The sequence below is a fragment of the Streptosporangium pseudovulgare genome (genome assembly GCF_014648055.1).
Lineage (GTDB): Bacteria > Actinomycetota > Actinomycetes > Streptosporangiales > Streptosporangiaceae > Streptosporangium > Streptosporangium pseudovulgare.
Window position 1 is genome coordinate 11923 of record NZ_BMQJ01000009.1, and the last position, 23011, is coordinate 34933.

The 23011-nt window shown below is 75.1% G+C and carries 15 protein-coding genes; 5 read left to right on the top strand and 10 right to left on the bottom strand.

Going from position 1 to position 23011, the window contains the following annotated elements; translation table 11 throughout:
* Positions 1–49: 49 nt before the first annotated feature.
* From IEZ10_RS18485 to IEZ10_RS18495, 3 genes are all read right to left on the bottom strand, one after another.
* Positions 50–2401 (bottom strand): ATP-binding protein, encoded by a 2352-nt coding sequence (locus IEZ10_RS18485; protein ID WP_189247762.1) that lies wholly within the window; start codon positions 2399–2401, stop codon positions 50–52.
* Between the two features lie 246 nt (positions 2402–2647).
* On the bottom strand, positions 2648–4837 hold the full coding sequence (locus tag IEZ10_RS18490; RefSeq protein ID WP_189247763.1) for an ATP-binding protein: 2190 nt from the start codon (positions 4835–4837) through the stop codon (positions 2648–2650).
* Between the two features lie 77 nt (positions 4838–4914).
* A complete protein-coding gene (locus IEZ10_RS18495) occupies positions 4915–7077 on the bottom strand; it encodes an ATP-binding protein (protein ID WP_189247764.1) in 2163 nt (720 codons plus the stop codon).
* 459 nt (positions 7078–7536) lie between these two features.
* On the opposite strand from IEZ10_RS18495, the gene IEZ10_RS18500 reads away from it, so the two are divergent.
* The 3 genes from IEZ10_RS18500 (at position 7537) to IEZ10_RS18510 (ending at position 10988) form a co-directional block, all read left to right on the top strand.
* Positions 7537–8247 (top strand): class I SAM-dependent methyltransferase, encoded by a 711-nt coding sequence (locus IEZ10_RS18500; protein ID WP_229811395.1) that lies wholly within the window; start codon positions 7537–7539, stop codon positions 8245–8247.
* A 289-nt stretch (positions 8248–8536) separates the two neighbouring features.
* Positions 8537–10411: an acyl-CoA dehydrogenase family protein gene (locus IEZ10_RS18505; protein ID WP_189247765.1), complete on the top strand. Its 1875-nt coding sequence runs from the start codon at positions 8537–8539 to the stop codon at positions 10409–10411.
* A 385-nt stretch (positions 10412–10796) separates the two neighbouring features.
* Positions 10797–10988: a hypothetical protein gene (locus IEZ10_RS18510; protein ID WP_189247766.1), complete on the top strand. Its 192-nt coding sequence runs from the start codon at positions 10797–10799 to the stop codon at positions 10986–10988.
* A 271-nt stretch (positions 10989–11259) separates the two neighbouring features.
* Here IEZ10_RS18510 and IEZ10_RS18515 read toward each other — a convergent pair whose 3' ends face one another.
* The 7 genes from IEZ10_RS18515 to IEZ10_RS18545 all read right to left on the bottom strand — a co-directional run bounded on the left by IEZ10_RS18515 (position 11260) and on the right by IEZ10_RS18545 (position 20989).
* On the bottom strand, positions 11260–12405 hold the full coding sequence (locus IEZ10_RS18515; RefSeq protein ID WP_189247767.1) for an acetyl-CoA C-acetyltransferase: 1146 nt from the start codon (positions 12403–12405) through the stop codon (positions 11260–11262).
* A 75-nt stretch (positions 12406–12480) separates the two neighbouring features.
* Positions 12481–14304 (bottom strand): DUF2079 domain-containing protein, encoded by a 1824-nt coding sequence (locus IEZ10_RS18520; protein ID WP_189247768.1) that lies wholly within the window; start codon positions 14302–14304, stop codon positions 12481–12483.
* On the bottom strand, positions 14301–14972 hold the full coding sequence (locus tag IEZ10_RS18525) for a class F sortase (RefSeq protein WP_229811396.1): 672 nt from the start codon (positions 14970–14972) through the stop codon (positions 14301–14303). Before IEZ10_RS18525 ends, IEZ10_RS18520 begins: the two co-directional genes overlap by 4 nt.
* Before the next feature lie 187 nt (positions 14973–15159).
* Positions 15160–16074, bottom strand: coding sequence for a hypothetical protein (locus tag IEZ10_RS18530; protein ID WP_189247769.1), 915 nt, complete (start codon positions 16072–16074; stop codon positions 15160–15162).
* A gap of 387 nt (positions 16075–16461) precedes the next feature.
* Positions 16462–17925: an MFS transporter gene (locus IEZ10_RS18535; protein ID WP_189247770.1), complete on the bottom strand. Its 1464-nt coding sequence runs from the start codon at positions 17923–17925 to the stop codon at positions 16462–16464.
* A 107-nt stretch (positions 17926–18032) separates the two neighbouring features.
* Complete coding sequence (locus IEZ10_RS18540) at positions 18033–19397, bottom strand: glycerophosphodiester phosphodiesterase family protein (protein ID WP_189247771.1); 1365 nt, start codon at positions 19395–19397, stop codon at positions 18033–18035.
* Between the two features lie 101 nt (positions 19398–19498).
* A complete protein-coding gene (locus IEZ10_RS18545; protein WP_229811397.1) occupies positions 19499–20989 on the bottom strand; it encodes a glycerophosphodiester phosphodiesterase in 1491 nt (496 codons plus the stop codon).
* Between the two features lie 184 nt (positions 20990–21173).
* Between IEZ10_RS18545 and IEZ10_RS18550 the strand changes: the two genes are divergently transcribed.
* Both IEZ10_RS18550 and IEZ10_RS18555 read left to right on the top strand, forming a co-directional pair.
* Positions 21174–21674, top strand: a complete 501-nt coding sequence (locus IEZ10_RS18550; protein WP_189247772.1) for a SigE family RNA polymerase sigma factor — start codon at positions 21174–21176, stop codon at positions 21672–21674.
* A complete protein-coding gene (locus tag IEZ10_RS18555) occupies positions 21671–22963 on the top strand; it encodes a TolB-like translocation protein (protein WP_189247773.1) in 1293 nt (430 codons plus the stop codon). The genes IEZ10_RS18550 and IEZ10_RS18555 overlap by 4 nt, the downstream gene beginning before the upstream one ends.
* Positions 22964–23011: the final 48 nt, after the last annotated feature.

The window sequence follows — 23011 nt, forward strand, 5'->3', positions numbered from 1 at the left end:
CCCCGGACCCGCCGGAGTTCCCCGGGCACGCGCCGATCATGCCGGATCCTCAGCCGAGGGCGTGGAGCACCGCGGAGCCGGGGTCGCCGTCGCACCCCTCGGCGAAGGCGGCGTCGTAGGCGTCGTCACCGAGGAGCTGCCGGGCGGTCCGCTCGGCGACCGTCCCGGGCTCGCACACGCTCTCCCGGCCGGGTCCGCGCGCCCCGGACAGGCCGCGCATCCGCTTCTCGGCACCCTGCAGGCGGGCCGTACGGCGGGCGTCCCCCTGGATCGACGCGATCACCGCGAGCTGACCCAGGGTCTCCGCCGCGCCCGCCGTGTCCCGCAGGCGCCACCGGGCGGCGAGCGACCGCCGGGCCGCCCGCGCCGCCTCGTCGGCCTCGCCCAGGCCGAGCCGGGCGATGGACAGCACGTGGTCGCACTGGGCGCGGGCCCAGAGCTCGCCGCGGGCCTCGCACAACCGCCCGGCCTCCTCCAGCGTGGTGACCGCCCGGGCGAACTCGCCGCGCCAGGTGTCCGCGATCGCCGCGACCACCAGGGCGAGCGGTTCGCCGACGGTCATCACCCCGGCGCGGTGGAAGTGCTCGCGGGCGCGCCGTACGGCGGGCCGTACCTCGCCGAGGGCGCCGGTGAGCAGGGCGTGGCAGGCCAGTGCCAGCCGGGCGTGCCCGGCGGCCGCGTGGTCGGACCAGTCGAGGGCGGCCGACAGCGCCGCCTCGGCGCTGCGGTGGGCGCGTTCCGGGTCTCCCTGGGCGGCGGCCACGCACGCGTCGGCCCACAGGAGCCGGGACAGGCCGGGATCGGCCACCGGCGCGGCGGCGATCACCCGCCCCAGGTGACGGCGGCCCTCGTTCAGCCGGCCCGTGCAGTGCCAGAGGATCCACAGGGCCCCGGCGAGCTCGGCGGACAGCGGGTCGGACGGCGAATCGAGCACGCGGCGCAGGTCGGGCAGCGAGAACCGCAGCCGGGCGGCCCATTCCTCCTGCGCCGGGCCGTACCAGCCGGCCGCGGCGCGACGGGCCAGCCCGAGGTGGTGGTGGCGGTGCCGCCGGACCGTCCGGGCCTCCTCCCCGAGCCGGGCCAGCCGCTCCGCGCCGTACTCCCTGACCGGTTCCGGTTGCCGGTAGCCGCCGGGGACCGGGGTGAGCAGCCCCTTGGCCGCAAGGCCGGCCAGCAGGTCCGGCACGCCGGTGAGACGCTCGTCGCCGCACACCCACCGGGCGGACTCCGGGTCGATGGGGCCGGCGAAGACCGACAGGCGGGCCCAGAGCAGCCGTTCGGCCGGGGAGCACAGCTCGTGGCTCCAGTCGATCACGGCGCGCAGTCGCTGGGGGCGGAAGAAGGGCGGGTGGGTGGCCGGCCGGGGCCCGAGCCGCTCCTCCAGCCGGTCGGCGAGCCACTCCACCGGTCCGGCCGGTGACCCGGCGGAAGGCGGTCCGGCCGGAAGAGACCCGGCGGGAGGCGGGGGTGCCGGAAGAGACCCGGCGGGAGGCGGGGGTGCCGGAAGAGACCCGGCGGGAGGCGGAGCGGCCAGGAGAGATCCGGCGGGAGGCGAGGCCGTCGGGAGGGATCCGGCGGGGGGTGGAACGGCGGGAAGGGATCCGGCGGGAGGCGGGGCCGCCGGGAGCTGCCCGGCGGCGAGTTCCAGGGCGAGCGGGACGCCGCCCAGCAGCCGGCAGATCCGCTCGGCGGCCATGGTGGCCGCCTCACCGGTCACCAGGCCGGGCGCCACCGCCTCGGCCCGGTCGAGGAAGATCCGGAGCGCGTCGTCGGTCGCGGCGTCGGCCGGGTACGGGGCGGAGGCCCACGGATCCGGAGTCCACTGGGCCGGAGTCCGCGGTTCCGAGGTGCGCGGTTCCGGGGTCCTCGGGGCTGGAGTCCGCGGGGCGGAGGTCCTCGGGGCGGGGGGACGGAACGGTTCCACGGGCAGCACCGCCTCGTGCGGCAGCCCGAGCGGCCGCCGGGAGGTGAGCAGGAGGCGCACGCCCGGCGCCTCGGCCCGGATTCGGACGGCGAGCTCGCGGCAGGCGGCGGCGAGCCGGTCGCAGGAGTCGAGGACCAGCAGGAGGTGTTTCCCCGCGAGGAACTCGACGAGCAGGTCGTCCTGCGGCCGGGCCGACCGCTCGGGCATGCCCATGACGGCCGCGACGGCGTGCGGGAGCAGGCCGCCGTCGCGTTCGCCGGACAGCTCCACCAGCCAGGCGCCGTCCGGGTGGAAGTCGCGGCACTCCGCCGCCGCCCTGAGGGCGATCCGTGTCTTGCCGACGCCCGCCGCGCCGGTGATCGTGACCGACGACGTGTCGGCCAGGAGTTTCAGCGCCTTCGTGACCTCGGCCTGGCGTCCGACGAAACGGCTCGGTTCCGCGGGCAGGTTCCCTCGCCACCATGGATGGGGTTCCACCGGTTCGCGCTCCCTCCTGCTGGGCTTCCTGCTGAACGTGGGTCGCTCAGGAATCGCATCCCGTCAGGGTCACGGACCGGGCCACAGGCCCCTTGCCGGTGGGGGTTTCCTTCTCCTCCGGCGCATATCTCACCGCCGCGCCGAGGCCGAACTTCCCCCACGCGTAGGGAAATTACGGAAACATCCCTTTTGTCGGACCGAGGAGGGCGCGCCGGATCCGGCGAACCGGCGCGGGCCCCGGAGGGGTCAGGTCCGGGAGGAGGCGCGTCCGGTGGGCGGTTGGACGGCGTCGCCGGCGTTCCGGATCAGCGCCACGGCGACCCCCGGTGCCGTGGCCAGCCCCCGGGCGAACGCCCACTCGTGCGCGGCGTCACCCGCCAGCGCCCGGGCCCTCCGTTCCGTCCGCTCCCGCCCGACCGCGAAGCCGGGCGTGCCGTACACGGGCGTGCCGTGACCGGGCCCGTCCCACCCCGGTGACCCGCCCACCGGCGCACCGGCCCCGGACGGACCGCCCGCGGCGTCCGGGAGCATGCCGTACGCGGGTCCGCCACCGGTGGCCGCGTCGTCGGTGAACACGCCGTTCACCGACGCGCCGGAGTCCTCCCGCGCCCGCCGGGACGCCCCCAGCAGCCAGGCGGCCCGCCGCCCGTCACCACGGCGCGCCGCCACCGCGGCGAGCTGCTCCATCGCCAGGGCGGCGCCGGTCCCGTCTCCCAGGCGCCACCTGGCGTCGAGCGCCGCCCGCGCGGAGGTCTCCGCCGCGCCGGCGTCCCCCCGGCCCAGTTCGGCCAGCGATCGCACCTGCTCGCCCTCCGCGCGCGTCCACAGCTCACCGCGTACGGCGCGGCGCGCCCGGCGGTCGAGTATCGCCACCGCCCGGTCGAACGCCCCCCGCGCGCACAGGGTCCGGGCGAGCGTCGCCTCGGCGAGGGCGAGGCCGAGGTCGTCCCGGGCGTCCCGGGCGAGCAGTTCGAACGCCGCGACCACGAGGCGCCCGGCCTCCCCCGGGTCGCCGAGGGCGAGGCTGGCCGCCGCGGCGCACTGCAGCGCCCGCCCCGCGATGTCCGGGTCGTTCCCGGCCGTCGCGGCCTCGTACGCCTCCGCGGCTCCGGCGCGGGCCGCCACCGCGTCGCCGGCGGAGAGCGCGGCCTGCGCCCGCGCCCACAGGGCCAGGGTCCGCGCCGGACCCGGCCGGGTGTGCCGGCGCAGCGAGCGGTCGAGGTAACGGCGGCCAGGACCCGCCAGGCCGAGGCAGCACCAGGCGAACCAGAGGGCGCCGGGCAGGTCGGGACCGTCGTCGCGGTCGAGGGCCGCCCGCAGGTTGGGCAGCTCCCGGCGGGTCCAGGCGGCCCACTCCCGCTGGCGCGGGCCGTACCACTCCGCCCCGGCGCGGCGCGCGACGGCGAGGTAGTGGTCGCGGTGACGGCGGCGGAGGGCGTCCTCCTCGCCCAGTCGGCGCAGCCACTCCCCGCCGTAGTCGCGGGTCATGCCGAGCATCCGGTAGCGGTCTCCTCGCCTCTCCAGCAGGGACGCCTCGGCCAGCCGGGCCAGCGGCGGGTCGGCGAGCGCCTCGTCGCCGCACACCGCGCGCGCGTCATCGGCGCCGAAGTCCCCGGGGAAGACCGACAGCCGGGCCCAGAGCAGGCGCTCGGCGGGGGAGCACAGCTCGTGGCTCCAGCCGACCGCGGTGCGCAGCGTCCGGTGCCGCCCGAACGGCGCCGGACCGCCGCCGGTGAGCAGTCCGAGGCGGTCGCCCAGCCGGTCGGCGACCTGCCGGGCCGACAGGGCCCGCAGCCGACGGGCGGCGAGCTCGATGGCGAGCGGGACGCCGTCCAGCAGCCGGCAGATCCGGGTCGCCTCCGCCTCGTCGAGGATGAGGCCGGGTACCGCGGCGCGGGCCCGCTCGCCGAGCAGCCGCACCGCGTCGGAGCCGGGACCGCTCACGTCCAGGGGCCCGACCCGCAGGACCCGCTCGCCGGGCACGCCGAGCGGGCGGCGGCAGGTGGCGATCACCCGGACGTGCGGGGCCCGGGCCAGGATCGGCCGCAGCAGCTCCGCGCAGGCGCCGGTCAGGTGGTCGCAGGTGTCCAGGACCAGCAGCAGCCGCCGGTCGGCGAGGAATCCGGCCAGCACCTCGGCCTGGGGGTGGGCCGCCTGCTCGGGCAGACCGAGGACCGCGGCGACCCGGTGGCCGACGAGGGCGCCGTTCTGCTCGGCCGACAGCTCGGCGAACCACGCCCCGTCGGGGAAGGAGCCGCCGAGCACGTCGGCCGCCCTGAGCGCGAGCCTGGTCTTGCCCACCCCGGCGGCGCCGGTGAGGGTCACCAGCGGCGACCGGGCGACCAGCGCGGCGATCCCGCCGAGCTCCTCGCGCCGCCCGACGAGGCTGCTGATCTCCGCCGGGACGTTCCCCCGGCACGTGCGTGTCTCCCCCACCGCTCCGCACCCCCCGCGTGAGGTGGCAAGCCAACCACGGAAGCGGCGGCGAAGCCGACCCGAGCCGGCGGCGGCGGTTACGGATTCTTCTCCCCCAGCGCATAATCGACGGCGAAGGCCAGGTCAAAGGCCATTCCCTCGGTGAAGCGGGTGTCGAATCCTGCACCGCCGAGCACCCGGACGGCCTCCGCCGCGGCCCACCGGCGGATCATGGCGTCGACCGGCCAGCCGGCCGCCCGCACCCCCCGGGAGTCCCGGGCGGCCCGGGCCGCTCCCAGCAGCCCGGCCGCCACGCGCCCGCCGGCGGCCTCCGCCTCCGCGTTCCCGGCCGCGCCCGGCGGGGTGGTGGCGGTCCAGGCGACCATTTCGAGGCAGGCCGCCGTCAGGAGCGGGTCCCCCAGCCGCCACGCCCCGGCCAGCGCCGTCCGGGCGTGGCGCACCGCCGTACGGCCGCGGTTCCCGACCCGCTCGATCCAGGCCAGGGCGTACTCCGTCTGGGCACGGCTCCATTCCCCGCCCGGGTCGTCGCGCGGGCGCCGGTCGCGGGCCAGCGTCTCCGCGGCCTCCCCCGCCCGGCCCGCGGCCAGCAGGCTCAGGGCGGCCAGCGCGTGGCAGGCGGGCGGCTCCGGGGACATACCGCCCCCCAGGCCCCCGCGGCCGCCGGGGTCTTCCGCGCCGCCGGTCGCGTGCCGGTCCGCGGCGCGGCCGAGCAGCCCGGCGGCCCGGACGAACTCGCGGCGTATCAGGGCGATCAGGCCCTCGATCTGGAGCGCGTGACCGGTGGCGTGGCCCTCGCGGTCCTCCGCGCGCAGCAGGTCGAGCAGCCGCCCGGCGGTCTGCGGATCCCCCTGGCGCAGGGCCACCCACGATCGGGCCCACAGGACGCGGAACCGCTCCGGGCCGGGTTCGGCGTGCATGCGCAGTGCCGCGTCCAGGCAGTGGCGGCCCTCGTCCGGCAGGCCGCAGCAGATCCACAGGAACCACAGCGAGCCGGCCAGTGCCGCACCGGCCCGCGACCGCGCGGGATCGGCCAGGCACAGGTCGAGTGCCGCGCGGAGGTTGTGCCGCTCGGCGCGCATCCGCCCGGCCCACTCGGCCTGCCGCCCGGGCCACTCGGCGGCGCAGCGCCCGGCCAGGTGGAGGTAGTGGTCACGATGGCGGCCCCTGAGATCACCGGTCTCCCCCAGGCGGAGCAGCCATTCGGCGCCGAACTCCCGGACGGTGTCCAGCATGCGCAGCCGCGCCCCGGCCGGGTGTTCCTCCCGCCGCACGAGCGACTGGTCGGCCAGGCCGGTCAGCGCGTCGAGCACCGCCCCCGCCGGGAGCGGCCCGCCCGCGCAGACCCGCTCGGCCGCCTCCAGGTCGAACCCGGCGGGGAAGACGGACAGCCGCGCCCACAGCAGCCGCTCTGCCGGACCGCACAGCTCGTGGCTCCGGCCCATGGCCGCGCGCATCGACTGGTGCCGTACCGGGCCGCCGCCGCCGGTCAGTACGGCGTAGCGGTCGTCCAGGGACCGCGTGAGCAGCGCGGGCGAGAACGCGGGCGACGCGGCGCGCAGCCGTACGGCGGCCAGCTCGACGGCCAGCGGGATCCGGTCGAGCCGCTCGCAGAGCGCGGCCAGCCCGTCCGGGTCCGGGTTCGGAGTCGGAGTCGGACCGGTGCCTTGTCCGGCACAGGGGCCGGGATCGGAGTCGGGACCGGGGAAGGGGGCCGGGGCGGGGCCGATGGCCGCGCGGTCGCGCAGCAGGGCCACCGCGTCCTCGGTCCGCATCGGCGGGACAGGGTAGACGTGCTCGCCCGGCGGGCCCAACGACCGCCGGGAGGTGGCCAGCACGCGCAGGCGCGGCGCGGCGCCCAGCAGGGCGACCGTCAGGCGGGCCACCGGCTCGGCCAGATGCTCGCAGGTGTCGAGCACGAGCAGCGACCCACGGGGGTCCAGCCGCGCGGCGAGCGCCTCCGGCACCGGCGGGGCCGACCCGTCGCCCGGCGCGGGGCCCAGGACGGCGGCGACCGTGAGCGGCAGCTCGTGCGGGTCGGTCAGCGAGGACAGGTCGACGATCCGGAAACCGCCGGGGATCTCCACCCCGATCATCTCGGCCACCCGGTGCGCCAGCCGGGTCTTCCCCACGCCGCCCGGCCCGGTGAGCGTGACCAGGCGGGCCCGCCGTACCAGGCGGGTCACCTGTTCCGTCTCGGCGTGACGGCCGACGAAGGTGGTTTCCGTGACTCCTCCGCTCACCGGAGGGAACGGCCTCCCGCCTCCCTGGCCGAGGTGGACGGCGGGCAGAGCCCCTGCCCGCCCGGGACGCAGGGAACCGTACCAGGAGTGCGGTCCTCCCGCCGGGTGAACGGCGGCCGGGCCGGGTGACGGGAGGGCGGGCGGGATGTCGGGCCGGCCGGGGGCACGAGACCGGTCAGGAGGGTGTCGGGCCGGTCAGGAGGACGAGGCCGTTCGGGGACGCGACGCCGGTCAGGAGGGTGCGGCCGGTCAGGGGTGTGACGCCGGTCAGGAGGGTGCGGCCAGGAGTGTGGAACCCGGCCGGGGGCGCGTGTCCAGGGGGCGCGGCCCGTTCGCGAGGCCGTCCCGGGGTGACGGCCACTAGACTCTTGGGCTGTCCATGGCCGCGTGCGCCAGCCGGTGCCGCGGCTCCTGAGTGATCGAGCTGGACGGAACCTCATGTCTGGGTATGACCGCGTAGTGCAACCCGCGGCCGGCGACGAGGCCCTGGAGAACCACCTGGGTGGGGACGAGGCCAAGAACTACCGGCAGTACGAGTTCGACATGGTCGCCCCGCACGTGGGCCGGTCCATGCTGGAGATCGGCTCCGGCCTCGGGCACTTCGCCGAGCAGTTCCTGCCCCGGCTCGACCGGCTGGTGGTCAGCGACTTCGACCCCTACTGCGTGGAGCAGCTCAAGAAGCGCTTCGCCGGCCGCGACGACATCGACGTGCTGAAGTTCGGCCTGCCGACCGACATCCCGATCGGCGAGAAGGTCGACACCGTCGTGATGATGAACGTCCTGGAGCACATCGAGGAGGACGTCGAGGCGCTGCGCTCCCTGGCCAAGGTGACCGTCCCCGGCGGGCGGATCATCATCTGGGTCCCGGGCTACATGCAGCTCTACGGAGACTTCGACCGCAAGGTCGGCCACGTCACCCGCTACACCCCCGCCACGCTGCGCAGCACGGTCTCCCGCGCGGGTCTGGACATCGGCGTGCTCAAGCCGATCAACTTCCTCGGCGGCATCGCCTGGTGGGCCGCGGTCCGCCGCGGCGGCGTGGGCTACCCCGACCCCCGGCTGGTGAAGATCTACGACCGCACGGTGGTTCCCACCACCCGCTTCATCGAGCGCTTCATCCGCCCGCCCTTCGGGCAGACGGTCTTCTGCGTCGCCCGCGTGCCGCGGTAGGGACCGGCGGTCCGGCCGGGCGGCGGTCCACCGCGGGCGCCCGATCGCCCGGATCTTCTTCCCGGTGTTCCCGCCGGACCTCCCGGTGTTCCCGGTGTTCCCGCCGGACCTTCCTCCCGGTGTTCTCGGTGTTCCCGCCGGACCTTCCTCCCGGTGTTCCCGATGTTCCCGGGGTTTCCAGGGTTTCCCGCGGCGACGGGAACCGCCCGGGTTCCCGGGGGCCACCTGGCCTTTCTCCGGTCTGTTACCGGGGCGTAACCTCGAAGCATCCGCGTCCGAGGAGGTCAGCATGACCGATTACGCCAAGGCACGTGAGGTGGCCGAGCAGGCCCGGGAGAAGGAGTGGACCCGGCCCAGCTTCGGCAGGCAGCTCTTCCTGGGTGACTTCCGCCTCGACCTGGTCCATCCGGCGCCGGTTCCGCCGGAGGCCGAGTCCGAGAAGGGCGAGCGGTTTCTGCACGCCCTGCGGCGTTTCCTGGAGACCCGGGTGGACCCGGCGCTGATCGAGCGGACCGCCCGGATACCCGACGAGGTGGTCAAGGATCTCGCGCAGCTCGGCGCGTTCGGGATCACCATCGAGGAGCGGTACGGCGGGCTCGGGCTGAGCCACCTCGACTACGGCCGCGCGCTGATGCTCGCCGGGTCCTACAACCCGGCGCTCGGCACGCTGCTGTCGGCGCACCAGTCGATCGGGGTGCCCAAGCCGCTCAAGCAGTTCGGCACCGAGGAGCAGAAGCGGGCCTTCCTGCCCCGCTGCGCGAAGGGCGAGGTGTCGGCGTTCCTGCTGACCGAGCCCGACGTCGGCTCCGATCCGGCGCGGCTCGCCACCACGGCCGAACGGGACGGCGACGACTACGTGCTGGACGGCGTGAAGCTGTGGACGACCAACGGGGTCGTCGCGAGCCTGCTGGTCGTGATGGCCCGCACCGGCAGGGGGATCTCCGCGTTCGTCGTCGAGGCCGACACCCCCGGGATCACGGTCGAGCGGCGCAACGCCTTCATGGGCCTGCGCGGCATCGAGAACGGCGTGACCAGGTTCCACCGGGTGCGCGTCCCTGCGGCCAACCTGATCGGCAGGGAGGGCCAGGGCCTGAAGATCGCGCTGACCACGCTCAACACCGGGCGGCTCTCCCTTCCCGCCGTCTGCGCCGGGATCTCCAAGTGGGCGGTCAAGATCGCCAGGGAGTGGAGCGGCGCGCGGGTGCAGTGGGGCCGGCCGGTCGGCGGCCACGAGGCGGTTGCCACCAAGATCGGCTTCATCGCGGCCACGGCCTACGCCCTGGAGGCGGTGACGAACCTGTCGTGCCGGCTGGCCGACGACGCGCGCAACGACATCCGGATCGAGGCGGCGCTGGCCAAGCTGTACGCCTCGGAGATGGCGTGGCGGGTGGCCGACGAGCTGGTCCAGATCCGCGGCGGGCGCGGCTACGAGACGGCCGAGTCACTGGCGGCGCGGGGCGAGCGCGGCGTCCCGGCCGAGCAGTTCCTCCGGGATCTGCGGATCAACCGGATCTTCGAGGGATCCACCGAGATCATGCACCTGCTGATCGCCCGCGAGGCGGTGGACGCCCACCTGTCGGCCGCCGGCGGAGTGATCGACCCGTCCCTGGACACCGCGGCGCGGCTCCGCGCGGCGGCGAAGGCGGGCGGGTTCTACGCGCGGTGGCTGCCGACGCTGGTCACGGGCCCGGGCAGTGTCCCCGGCTCCTACGCGGAGTTCGGGCCGCTGGCCGCGCACCTGCGCTACGTGGAGCGGACGAGCCGCAGGCTGGCCCGGTCCACCTTCTACGGCATGTCCCGCTGGCAGGGAAGGCTGGAGCACCGGCAGGGCTTCCTCGGCCGGATCGTGGACATCGGCGCCGAGCTGTTCGCGATCACCGCGACGTGCGTCCGGGCCCGGGAGGACGCCGCCGACCTGGGCATCAGGGCCGTCGAGCTGGCCGACGCCTTCTGCCACCAGGCGCGGCTCCGCGCCGACGCGCTGTTCGACCGGCTGTGGGACAACACCGACTCCCGCGACGCGCGACTGGCCGCGCACGTGCTGGAGGACCGCTACGCGTTCCTGGAGGAGGGGATCCTCGACCCCTCGATCGAGGGTCCGTGGATCGCATCCGCCGAGCCCGGCCCGTCGGCCGCCGAGAACGTGCACCGGCCGATCCGCTGACGACCGCCGGATCCGCCGATCCGCCGGGACCGCCGATCCGCCGAGGCCGCCGAGGCCCCGATCTCCCCGGGCCTGCCGGAGCTCGGGGAGATCGAGGGAGACCGAGGGAGCTCGGGGAGACCGGAAGCCGATCCGCCGAGGCGGGCCGGGGGCACGGCGCGCCGCCGCGCCCCCGGCCCGGTCCCGGGATACCGGGATAAATGGGTTGCACCGTACGGCGGGCCCGCCGTACGGTGGCCGCATGTGGATCAACTCCTAGAAGCCGGCGTCGACCAGCGATGACTGGTCCGCCCGCACTCAGCTCTCTGGCCCGTTCGTCCGACGCGGCGGCTGAGTCTCCGGCACGGCCTTCGGCCGCGTCTTCATGATCTTCGAGGAGTGGCACATGCGAATCCGTTTCACCCATCAGTCCCAGGACCCCGACCGGCCCGGCGAGGACGGCACGTCCGAGGGCTCGTCCCACGTCCTCCCGCCCGGCCGCGGGCTTCCGGCCGCGCCCCGGCGCGTGCCGATGCCCCGCACGCCGGCCAGGCCCACCCACCAGCCGCGCCGGATCCCCGGCAGGGGCGGCCGCTGACGGCGGGCCCCCTCGGGCGGCGCGTCCCGTTGAAAGCGCGTCCCCTTGGGGGCCGGCGGGTCCTCCTTCTCGGCGCGTCCTCTCGAAGGCGCGTCCTCTCGAAGGCGCGTCTTCCCGGAAGCGCGTCCCCTTGCGGGCGGGCGGGTCCTCCTGGCGGCGGACCCGCCCGGCCGGTGACGGGCGAAAGGCCGCCCCGGGCCCGGAAGACCGGGCCGGGGCGGCCTTTCGCCTCGCGCGCTCCCCTCGGGAACCCCTCGGGAGCCCCGGCGGGTCAGACCCGCTCGATGACGGTGACGTTCGCCTGGCCGCCGCCCTCGCACATCGTCTGCAGGCCGTACCGGCCGCCGGTGCGCTCCAGCTCGTGGACCAGCTTGGTCATCAGGATCGTGCCGGTGCCGCCCAGCGGGTGCCCCAGGGCGATGGCGCCGCCGTTCGGGTTGACCTTGGCGGGGTCGGCGCCCAGCTCCTTGATCCACGCCAGCGGGACCGGGGCGAACGCCTCGTTGATCTCGGTGACGTCGATGTCGCCGATGGACAGCCCGGACCGCTGCAGGGCCTTGCGGGTCGCCGGGATCGGCGCGGTCAGCATGTAGACCGGGTCGTCGCCGGTGAGCGCCAGCGTGACGATCCGGGCCCTGGGGACCAGGCCGTGGTCGCGGATCGCCTTCTCGGAGGCGATCAGCAGCGCGCCGGAGCCGTCGGAGATCTGCGAGGAGGTCGCCGCGGTGATCCGCCCGCCCTCGCGGAGGGTCTTGAGCGACGCCATCTTCTCCAGCGTGGTGTCCGGCCGCGGCCCCTCGTCGTCCTCGACGCCGTTGATCGGGGCGATCTGGTCCCGGAAGTGGCCGTTGGCGATGGCCTTGGCCGCCCGCTGGTGGCTCTCGTAGGCGTACCGCTCCAGTTCCTCGCGCTCGAAGCCCCACTTCTCGCACATCAGCTCCGCGCCGCGGAACTGGGAGATCTCCTGCTTGCCGTACCGCTCGACCCAGCCCTCGCCGAACGGGAAGGGCATCCCCTTCTCCAGCGCGGCGGTGATCGACGACCCCATCGGCACGACGCTCATCGACTCCACGCCGGCGGCCACCACGAGGTCCTGGGTGCCGGAGAGCACTCCCTGGGCGGCGAAGTGGACCGCCTGCTGGGAGGAGCCGCACTGGCGGTCGATGGTGACGCCCGCGACGTTTTCCGGCAGACCCGCCGACAGCCAGGCGTTGCGCGCGATGTCCATGCTCTGCGGACCGAACTGCATGACGCAGCCCATGATGACGTCCTCCACCGCGGCCGGGTCGACGCCGGTGCGGTCGATGAGCGCCCTGAGCGTGTGCGCGGCCAGGTCGGTGGGGTGGACGGTGGACAGCCCGCCCTTCTTCTTGCCGACCGGGGTGCGGACGGCCCCGACGATGTACGCCTCTGCCACAGTGCCTCCTGCTCATGAAACCGAGCAATGTTCGGTTACTAGGAGATTACAGGAGAAGCCTTCCCGCTGTCGTGTTCAGGAGGGGCGGTTCAGCACGATGTAGCCGTCGCGGTCGTAGACCTTGCGGTAGCCGTTCACCAGGGCCTCGTCCACCCGGCGCCGCTGCGAGTCGAAGTCGCCGAACGGGTAGCTCCACCGCGCCACGTCGGCCACCACCCAGGGCGCGTTGTGGCTCTGCGGCCCCCACAGCAGTACGGTCGTCCGCGCGGTGAGCGCGGGGCCCACGCTGTTGACCGCCTCGACGACCACGCCGTCCGGGACCGCGGCGACCGCCTCGCGGGCCGCGGCGACGTGCGGCTCGCCCTCGTAGAAGGACGATTCGACGAGGTTGCCCAGGGCGAACTTCGGGACGAGCGTGAGGCCGACCACGAGGATCGCGACCGCCCAGTGCGGCACCGGGTCCCACCGGACGCGCCGGCTCACCGGGCCGTCCACGGATCGGTTCCCCGCGGGCGTCCCTCCTTCGGGCGAACCGGCTTCGGAACGCCCCTCCCCCGGTGAACCGGCTTCGGACCGTCCGGTCCCCGGTCGCCCGGCGTCCGTTCTCCCGACCTCGGGCCGCTCGTCGTCCGTTCCCCCGACCTCGGGCCGCTCGCCTTCGGGCCGCCCGGCCGCCTCCTCCCCGGCCCGCCTCTCCCGGCGGGCCGCGAACCGGCCCCGCAGCCGGTGGACGCCGTCCGCCCCGGCGCAGAACAGGATCGCGACGACGAAGGCGTTGTACTGGAAGTCCGTCCCCCACCACTGCTGCCGGTCGGACAGGAACCGCTCCACCACGAGCGGGACCGCCACCAGGGTCAGCGGCGAGGCCAGCGCGGTCAGCAGCACCGGCCACAGCAGGAACGCCAGGGTGTCGACCTTGACCTCGGGGCTGACCATCTGCCACAGCGCCCCCGCCGGGTCGCGGGCGACGGCCAGCACGACCTCCCCCAGGCTCGTGCCCCAGGCGCCGTAGGCCCAGTGGAACCCCGCCGGGGGCGACCCGGCCATCGGCATCAGCACGCCGCGGATCATCACCAGCGCGCCCAGCGAGAAGAAGACGAACGCGGCCCCTTCGAGCCGTCGCCGGGTGAGGAAGAGGTACGCCCCGAACCCCGCGACGAGCAGCCCCATGTCCTCCTTGACCAGCAGCAGGCCGGCGGCGGCCACCACGCCCCAGGCCGGACGGCCGGCGTCGAACCGCTCGATCATGATCGCGCTGAGCAGCGGGACGAAGGCCACCTCGTGGAAGTCGAACCCGGCGGCCTGCGCGACCGGCCACGACACCAGGTAGGCGGCCGCCACCAGGTGGGCCGGGACCGTCCCCAGGCGGCGCTCGGCGTAACGCCGGATCGGGATCGCGGCCAGCGCGAGCAGCACCGCCTGGGCGACCAGGAGCGTCCGCGGGTCGTCGTGCAGCCAGTACAGCGGCGCCAGGACCGCGAGGATCGGTGAGAAGTGGTCGCCGAGCTGGAGGAAGTCCATGCCCATGCCGTAGGACATGCCGACCGACGGCGCGGCGGGCGGCCCGAAGTGCGCGTAGCCGCGCACCGCCTGGTCGAAGATGACCAGGTCGAAGACGCTCGCCTTGAAGGTGGCGAACTTGACCAGGCTCAGCGTCGAGTAGGCCGTCGCCGCCAGGGCCATCAGGGCGCCCAGGATCAGGCCGTGCCGCCGCCGGCGCGCGAAGCCCGCGACGGACCCCGCGGCGGTCTTCACGGCCGCGGTCCTCGCCGCGGGCTCCACGGCGGTCTCCGCGTCCGCGGTCTCCGCGGCGGCACCGGGCCGTGACGTCCCGGGGAACCGGGCGGCGGAGACGAGCGGGCGCGGGGGCCGCCGGGCGGCCGGGAAGGCAGGGCTCATTCTCGCCGTGTTCCCGTCATCGTCGCGTAGACGATGACGTTGTCGGTGTAGTGGCCGGTGGTGCGGTCGTAGGTGCCGCCGCAGGTGATCAGGTGGAGCTGGGCGTCACGCGACCGGCCGTACACCCGCTGGGTCGGGAACACCGACTTCTCCGCCTGTTCGAGCCCGCCCACGGTGAACATCGCGATCACGCCGTCCTTGCGGTGCACCTCGATGAGGTCGCCGTTGCGGATCTCGTCGAGGCGGCTGAAGACCGCGCTGCCGGACCGGGTGTCCTTGTGACCCAGCATGATCGCCGGTCCGGCCTCCCCCGCGGTGGGCCCGGAGCGGTACCAGCCGATGAGGTTCGGCTTCCCGATCGGCGGCACCTCGATCGCGCCCTGCCTGTCCAGCCCGACGGACCTGATCGGCGCGCTGACGCCGAGCTTCGGGATGACCAGGCGGACCGGCGTCGAGGGCTGCATCGGGGGCGCGGGCGGCAGGGCCGGCGTGGGCGGCGGCGCGGTCGGGGGCGCCTGGAAGTAGGGGCCGGCGCTCGCGTTCACCTGGCTGCGCGGCGGCAGCGCGGTGCGCCGGTCGGCCAGGCCGTACTCCTCGGGCCTGGCCAGCATGAGCAGCAGGCCCACCAGCACGGTGACCACCCCGGCGATGCCCGCCAGGATGAGCACCGACCGGAGCATCCTCCCGCCGTCGTCGGCCCGGCCGCCGGGCCACCGCCCGTCGTACGGCGGGCCGTACCCCTCGTGCGGCGGGTACGGCGGGCCTGCCGGTCGCCCCGGGTACGGCGGCACCGGCCCGCGGGGGCGCATCGGCGGGCGGCCTGGCGGCGTCGGGGGCGTCACCGGGTCACCCCGGTCAGCCTCTGGTCGCCGTGCGGCGGCGCAGCATCAGGCCGCCCGCGGCGGCACCCGCCGCCATCAGCACGCCGCCGAGCATGATCACACGGGCGTCGGGCCCGGCCTCGCCGCCGCCGCCGGTGGAGGCGCCTCCGCCGGGGGTCTTCTCGATCTGCTCGTTCTCGTCGTCCCCGGCGGTGCGGGTCGTGGTGATGGTGACCACCGGGTCGGGGGTCTCGGTGGCCGTCTCGGTCGGGGTGGGGGTGGGGGTGGGCGTCGAAGTGGGCGTCGAGGTGGGCGTGCCGGTGCCGGTGCTCGTGGCCTGAACGGTCACCAGGACCGCGGCGCCGGTGGCCGAGGTCTGCTCGGCGACGCAGTCGTACAGCGCGTTCTCCGTACCCGCGCCCGTGCCGGTGGCGGCCGCCGGGACGTGGAGGAGGGTGAAGGAGTCGGGGCGGACCGCGAAGACGCCGGTCGCGGTCGGCGTCACCGTGACCAGCATGGTCGGGAACGACGTGATCGACCCGCCGGAGGCCACCACCCCGGAGGTGGTCGTGGCCTGGGCCGACGGGGTCGCCACGAGGGACGGCAGCGGCGAGCCGGTGACGACCACGTCGGCGTCGACGGCGATCCGGTCGCCCGCGCCGAATGCCGTGGGTGCGGCCAGGGCCGGCGCCGGCGAGCCGATCTTCAAGGTGACCACGGCGGCGGAGCTGGGCGTGGGCGCGGTGGCCGGGCCGGCCAGCTCCACCTGGAAGGTGTGGCTGGCCGAGGCGCCGCCGCCCGTGAGCGCGGTGCAGGTGTAGGTGACCGGTTTCGGCGTGGCGACCAGGGAGGCGATGGCGGGGACGGCGCCGAAGAGGACGCCCGCGCCCGCCACCGCGATCGCGGTCATCTTGGCCGCGACGCGGCGCCGCGTCCTGGACTCCAGCACGGTGCTCTCCGTTCTCTCCACGTGGCCGGTCGGCCGCCCGGGCGGTCGTCCACGATTCCAAACCATGGTCACGGTTCGGCATAGATCCTATGAACGGTGGCCTAGAGATGCACGCAACTCCACAAAACGGGCACAAATTCCTTCCAGCCCCGTCGCGGCCACCTTCCCCTTGGCCGCGGGGAGGGCCGGGTCCCACCGCGGCATCGGGAGGAGAGCGCACCCTCCCGGTGCCGTGATGGACCGCTCCCACGGCTCCGCCGGGCCGCCGCTCACCCGGCCGCCGGCCCGCCGAACAGCAGGTCACCCGGCCGACGGCCGCCGATCCGGTGGCCACCCGGCCGCCCGGCCGACGGCCGCCGCGTCAGCCGCCCCCGGTACCGCGAGAGATCACCCGGGGTCCCGCCGGCTCCGCCCCGGGTCCCGCCGGCTCGCGAGGAACAGGGCGAGCAGGAGGTACGGCACGGCGGAGAGAGCGAAGATCACGCCGTGCCCGGCCACCGCCGAGGCGGCGGCGTAACCTCCGTACACCCCGAGGCAGGCCACGTCCGTGGCCAGACCGGCCACCGACGTCACGGTGGCCCGCGCCGGGCCCGCGATGGTGTTCTGCAGCCGCACGTCGACCAGTACGGTCGCCGTCTGGAAGACGCAGAAGGCCGCCGCTATGGCGAAGAACCCGAGCGCGTTCCCGGCGGCCGCGCCCGCGCCGAGCGCCACCGCCCCCACCGCGAGGAGCACGGCGAGCCCCCGGCCGGCCAGGCGGCTCCCGGCCGCCGCGAGGAGGCCGCCGGCCGCGACCCCCGCGGAGACGAGGAGCACCAGGAGCGGCACGGTCTCCGTGGCCACCCCGGTGCCGGCCGCGAGGAGGGGGACGTACTCCTCCAGCGCTCCCCACAGAGCCGCCACCGCGGGCACCAGCAGCAGGGCGCGCCGTACGGCCCGGTCATCGCGCGCCTCCCGCAGGCCCGCGCGCAGCATGCCGAGATAGGCGCGCGGCGACGACGGCTCCGCGTCCTCCCCGGCGTCATCGTCCCGATCCTCCGCGTCCCCTTCGGGATCGCCGTCACGGTCGCGCGCGTCCGGCCCGGGCGCACGGTCCCGGCCCGGCGTGTCCGGCGTGTGAGGCGTGTCCGGCGTGTGAGGCGTGTCCGGCGCGGGCGCACGGTCCCGGCCCAGCGTGTCCGGTGTGTCCGGCCCGGAGGCGCGGTCGCGCGCGTCCGGCGCGGGGTCGCCGTCCCGCCCGCCCGTCCCCCGACGGGAACGGCGCGTGCGGTGCTCGGGGAAGGCGGCCGCGACGGCCGCGCAGACGAGGCAGACCAGGACGCTGGCCACGCCGACCAGTGAATAGCCGCCCGCGGCGAACAGCGGGACGGCCAGGGCGGTGGCCGCCATCACGGCGCCGGTGCCGAGCGCGCGGGCCCGGCCCATGATCCCGGCGTAGCGGCCGACGGCGTCCTCGCGTTCCAGCTCGGTGTAGACCAGCGCCTCCAGCGCTCCCGACTGCAACGCCCCCGCGGTGCCCCAGAGCACGAAGCCCGCGGCGAAGGCTCCGTAGGAGGGCAGCAGGAACCACAGGGCGTAGCCCGTCCCGGCGAGCAGGGGCGCCAGGACGAGGAGCAGCCGGCGGGAGACCGTGTCGGCCCACGCCCCGGATGGGATCTCCATCACCAGGGAGGTGAGCGACCAGATGGCCAGCAGCGAGGAGATCTCGGCGGTCGACAGACCGGTGTCGGCGAACAGCAGAGCGTAGAGCGGGTAGAGCAGGGTGAAGTCGTCCAGGAACGTGTACGCGTAAAGTGTGGCGGCCAGCCGCCGCACGCGTGCGTCCGAGGCACGCGGCAAAGTGACGATCATGAGGTCCTTCTCACGGGGATGCTTCGCGGACGGGATGCTCGGCATCCCCGGCGGTCCGCGGCAGCGTGCCCCGCTCAGGCCTCAGGTCGTGAATCATTGTCGCCAGGTCATGCCGTGATGGTATCCGCCCATCTTCGGCGTGATCCATCCCTTTCCAGCGGATCCTCGTCGGCCCGCGTCCCGGAGGTCCTCGTCCCGGTGACCCGGATCCCCACGTCGCGCGTCACAGTGACCCCGACGGCCCCGACGGCCCCGGCGGTCCCGGCGGCCCGTGTCGCGCCGCCCCCGGCGCCGGTCGGCCTGATCGCCGCGGGGTGCGTCGCTCGCGCCAGGTCCAGCCCGGCGCGGGCGACGCCCGGATCGTCGGCGAAGATCCCGTCCACCCCGAGCCGGCACAGCCGGTCCAGCCAGCCGGCCGCGTCACCCGGAAGGCTCCGGTAGCGCGGGTCCCGGCGGTCGCCCCGGCGGTACTCGGCCGGGAGCCGGCCGTTCTGCGCGCGGACCGTCGACACGTGCACCAGCAGTCCCGCGGCGTGGGCGTCCGCGACGAGCGAGGTGGACGGCAGCGACCTGCCGTGCGGCCCGCGGGGGACGATCCGCCGGGTGACCACCCCGACGCCGTCGGCGTATCGGGCGATCTCCCGAAGGCCCGCCGGGGTGACCATGTCGTCGTAGGTGCGCGGGTCCCCGGCGGCCACCAGGTCGTACGGCGCGCCGGCGTCGGCGATGAACTGGATCAGCCGCAGCCTGGTCATGGCGTGGAGCTTCCTCAGGTTGCCGGTCTCGAAGGATTGGATGAACACCGGGTCGGTCGCGTCGTCCCAGCCGTACCGGGCGAGGGTGGCCAGCAGCGGCTCCTCCAGCGGCAGCCCGATCGAGGCGAAGTAGGAGGGGATCTTGGTCTCGATGTGCAGCCCGGCGCCGCGCCGCTGCGCGAGCCGGACGATCTCGTCCAGGGTCGGGATCCGGTCCAGGCCGTCGTAGGCGGCGCTGCCGGGCCGCTGGCCGGGGCAGCGTTCCCGGGCGCGCAGGGTGCGCAGCTCGGCGAGGGTGAAGTCCTCGGTGAACCAGCCGGTCCTCGGGCGGCCGTTGACCACCTTGGTGGTCCGCCGGGCGGCGAACTCCGGGTGGAGGGCCACGTCCGTGGTCTGCGACAGCTCGTTCTCGTGCCGGGCCACCAGCACGTGGTCCCTGGTCGAGACCAGGTCGCACTCGATGTAGTCGGCGCCCGTCCCGATGGCGAGGTCGTAGGCGAGGAGGGTGTGCTCGGGCCGCAGCGCGCTGGCGCCGCGGTGCGCGATGACGATCGGCGTCCCGTCCGCGCACGCGCTCCGCCCCGGTCCGGGCGCCGGCGCCGGCGCCGGGGCGGTGACGGGTGGCCGGTCGGCCGCCGGGTGCGCGCCGTACAGGGCGGCGAGCGCGGTTCCGCCCGCGAGCATGGCCAGCAGACCGCCGCGCGTCCTGCTCGGCATCCGGCACCCCCACTCAACGGCGGGGGACACATCGATATGTCCCTATATACCCGGACCAGCTCGGCGAATAACGAGCAATCCGGTCACCGGCCCCCTGCCGGTCACACGCCTGGGAACAGGCGGTCCCGCGCGGCGCGGGCGACGCCCGGGTCGTCGGCGAAGACCCCGTCCACCTTGAGGCCGTACAGCCGGTCCAGCCAGCCGGCCACGTCACCGGCGGCGCCGCGGTACCCCTTGACGGCGGGGTCGCCCCGGCGGTAGTCGGCCGGGAGCCGGCCGTTCTGCGCGCGGACCGTCGACACGTGCACCAGCAGCCCGGCGGCATGGGCGTCGTCGACGAGCGAGGTCGGCGGCCCCAGCCTCCCGTCGGGGGTGCGCGGCACGATCCGCCGGGTGTTCACGCCGATGCCGTCGGCGTAACCGGCGATCTCCCGCAGCCCCTCCGGGGTGACCATGTCGTCGTAGGTCCGCGTGTCACCGGCCGCCACCAGGTCGAACGGCGCCCTCCTGCCGCCGATGAACTGGATCAGCCGCAGATGCGTCATGGTGCCGAGCTTCCTCAGGTTGCCGGTCTCGAAGGACTCGACGAACACCGGGTCCGCCGCGTCGTCCCAGCCGTACCGGCTGAAGGCGGCCAGCAGCGGCTCCTCCAGCGGCAGCCCGATCGAGGCGAAGTAACTCGGGAACTTGGTCTCGGCGTAGACGCCGACGCCGCGCCGCTGCGCGAGCCGGACGATCTCGTCCAGGGTCGGGATCGTCGCCCTGCCGTCGTAGACGGAACCGCCCCGCCGCCCCGGGTGCCGCTCCCTGGCGCGCAGCGTGCGCAGCTCGGCGAGGGTGAAGTCCTCGGTGAACCAGCCGGTACGGCGGACACCGTTGATCACCTTGGTGGTCCGCCGGGCGGCGAACTCCGGGTGGAGTGCCACGTCGGTGGTCTGCGACAGCTCGTTCTCGTGCCGGGCCACCAGCACGTGGTCCTTGGTCGAGACCAGGTCCGGCTCTATGTAGTCGGCCCCCGAGCGGACGGCGAGGTTGTAGGCGAGGAGGGTGTGCTCGGGCCGCAGCGCGCTGGCGCCGCGGTGCGCGATGACGATCGGCGTCCTGCCGTGACGCTCGACCCCTCCGACCCCGCCGGCCGCGCCACCCTGGTGCTCGGCCCGGTACGCCACCGGACGCATGGTCCGGCCGTCCAGCGGGACCAGACGCCAGTCGGCGGCGGAGCTCACCCGGTGCTCGCTCGTCGATCTCGTGCTGCTCTCGCCGCCCGAGTTGCGGTACTCGTCGGCGTCGGAGTCCCGGTGCGTCGCGGGACGCCCGCCGCCCGGCCGGGCGTGGCGACCGGACTCCGTCTGCGCCCGCCGTACGGCCCCCTGCCGCGGGTGCCAGCCCGTCCTCGACCTCGTGCGCCAGCCACCCGGTGACTTGCCGTGCCGGTCGAACAGCGACTTGCCGTGCCGGTCGAACAGCGACTTCACGTGGTGCCGGTCGCCGCCCGGCCTGCCGTGCCGTCCGCCCGCGTTCTGGTGGTTCAGTGCTCCGACCGCCGCCACCGCGATGAGAAGGGCCGCCGCTCCGGCCCGGACAGTGCTCACCAGCGTCACTCCCGCCACTCGTTCTCACGGGGGGAGACTGGTGTGGATCTACCCGTTCCAGCTGAACGGCTAACGGCCGGACATCGGCGTCACGCGCGCCGCACGCCGGAACCGGTGCCGGCCGCCGTGCAACGCATCCGCCCCGAAGGTCGTCCGGGTCATGACGAATGAGAAGGGACGACCATTGGATGACGCATCCGGGTTCGAGGGCTTCGTGGCCGAACACGGGGACGCGCTGCTCCGGTACGGCTACCTCCTCGCCGGGAACCCCCACGACGCCGCCGACCTGGTCCAGGAGGCGCTGGTACGGCTGCGCGGCGCCTGGCCGAGGGTCCGGCGCAAGGACGACCCGCAGGGGTACGTCCGGACCACGATGGCGCGGCTGCACATCAGCCTGTGGCGGCGCCGCAGGCGCGAGCGTCTCACCTGGACGCCGCCGGAGCGGACCGGGCACGCGTTCTTCCCCTCCGATGAGGAGCAGGGCCTCTGGCGGCGGCTCGCCGAGCTGCCGCGCAGGCAGCGCGCCGTCCTGGTGCTGCGGTACTACGAGCAGCTCTCCGACTCCGAGATCGCCGAGGTGCTCGGCATCTCCACGGGAACCGTGCGCAGCCAGGCGTTCCGGGGCCTGGACAAGCTGCGCACCGCCCTCTCCTCCGCACCGGTGACCGACGGGAGCACACGATGACCCACCTCGAAGACACGCTGAACCGCGTCCTGTCCGGGGCGGCGGACCAGGCGCCGCGGGCGTCGGCCGGACTGGCCGCGGCCGTCGAGACGCGCCACCGCCGCCGGCGGACCCGGACGGCGGCGCTGCTCTCGGCCGCCGCGGTGGCGGCCGTGGTGATCGGTGCGGGCGCCGCGGTGAACACCCTCCGCGGACCGGCCGCGCCGTCACCCGCGACGGGTGAGAGCGGGTCGCCCTCCCCCGGGGCGACGAAGCACGCCGAGCCCCCGGCGGACGAGATGCCGCCGCCCGTCACGAAGGTGTGGCCGAAGGCCGTGCACGACCTCCCGGCGAAGCTGCCCGACGGCCGCGAGTACGAGCCGCAACTTCTCCTCGACGACCGCACGCTGCTGGTCATGACGACGGCACTGGACGGGAAGCGCCAGTTCCTGTGGCGCTTCGACCTGGGCAGCGGCCGGCCCACCCGGATCGCCGAGATCCCCCCGGCGAGGGGCTCGGCCATCTACGCCGACGGGGGCGGGAACATCGTCTGGTGGGCGTCGTACAAGGAGCCGGGCCGGCGGCGGGTCGCCCGGATCTGGACGGTCCCGGTCACCGGCGGCCGGCCCCGGCCGGTGGCCGACGTCCCCCTGGGGGACGTCATGAAGGAGGGCCACATCAACGGGCTGACCGTCGCCGACTCGGACGTGGTCTTCGCCTACGAGAAGGGCGGCGTCCACCGGGTGCCGTTGAGCGGCGGCCGGCCGCGGCCGGTGAAGGGCGCCGAACGGCACCACGTCCTGCGGTGGCCCTGGGTGGGCGTCCACCGCGGGAAGGTGGTCTTCCGGGAACTGCTCAACGTCGAGACCGGCGAGCGGCGCGACGCCGTGGTCAACTCCGGAGAGGAGCAGGTCCGGTGCGGGGTCGAGCGGTGCGTGGGCGTCAGGACGAGGAACGGCGTCTTCGCGACGTGGTTCGTCCGCGACCGCGACGGCTCCGGGGAGCGCGAGCTGCCGAAACGGTCCGTGCCGGGCGCCGAGGCGGGCCTCGGACGGTTCTTCATGTTCCAGCTCAACGGCCGGGAAGCCGCTCCGGCGGGGGTGGCGCTGTACGACGCCGACACCGGCAGGTCCGCCGACCTCGGCGTGCGGCCGGAGAAGCACACGATCCCCGCGAGGGTGGTCCGGGGGCGGCACATCAAGAAGCAGACCTATGTGAGCCTGGCGATACCCGACGGCGGTGACGACCGGCTGCTGGCCGTCCGCCTCACGGACAGGATGCGCATCGTGGACCTGGCCGCGATCGAGTGATCCGGATCCGGCCGGTGGGAGGCGCGGATCCGGGCCTCCCACCGGGTG